At 70.6% G+C, this 669-nt stretch carries 1 protein-coding gene and 1 pseudogene; one reads left to right on the top strand and one right to left on the bottom strand.

Annotation, left to right across the window (positions count from 1 at the left end):
* Positions 1–281: DUF2530 domain-containing protein (locus tag D452_RS27495; RefSeq protein WP_017542372.1), on the bottom strand; the 281-nt coding region annotated here is incomplete at its 3' end.
* Positions 282–411: 130 nt separating this feature from the next.
* Here D452_RS27495 and D452_RS27490 point away from each other — a divergent pair.
* Positions 412–669, top strand: a pseudogene (locus tag D452_RS27490) (NCS2 family permease); the annotation flags it as partial.

Genomic DNA, 669 nt, shown 5'->3' with positions numbered 1-669 from the left:
GGGCCGCCGCCGGCGTCCTCGTCCTCGGAGTGCTCCGGTTCCTGCGGCGCGCCGGCGCCGCGGCTGTTGCGGAGGTGGCGGGGGATGTAGAGGAAGCCGAACACGCCCAAGGCCGCTCCGGTCAGGCAGACCCAGCGCCACCAGCGGTCCTGTTCGGCCAGGTCGTCGCCCATGGCCAGGAGTGCGATCAGGGCCGCGGCCCAGGCGGCCGTGCCCAGGGCCGTGGGGAGGCGGTAGTCGCTCTCCATGACCTCGGGGTCGGGCTTGCGGGAACGGCGCACGGCTTCAGCCTAGCCGAGGACGTATTCGTAGAATCATACGACGTCTGTGCGTTCGCCCGCGTGCGGATTCGTGCGAAGCTGCAACTAGTCTGACCCGGTACCCCGATCCCCGTCTGCCAAGGTCGAACGAGTGAACGCAACGCCCCAGCCCGGTGAGGACCGGCACTCCGAGCGTCCGAGCGGGCTAGCCGGCCGCCTCGACCGCTACTTCCACGTCCGCGAGCGCGGGTCGACCTTCCCCCGCGAGCTCCGCGGCGGCCTGGCGACGTTCTTCGCCATGGCCTACATCATCGTCCTCAACCCGCTGATCATCGGTACCGCCGAGGACATGAACGGCGAGACGCTGGGCGTCACCCAGGTGGCGGCCACCACGGCTCTGGTCGGCGGT

Source organism: Nocardiopsis prasina DSM 43845 (genome assembly GCF_000341265.1).
GTDB lineage: Bacteria > Actinomycetota > Actinomycetes > Streptosporangiales > Streptosporangiaceae > Nocardiopsis > Nocardiopsis prasina.
The sequence above is the reverse complement of the archived record's forward strand: the minus strand, read 5'-3'. Positions and strand labels throughout refer to the sequence as shown.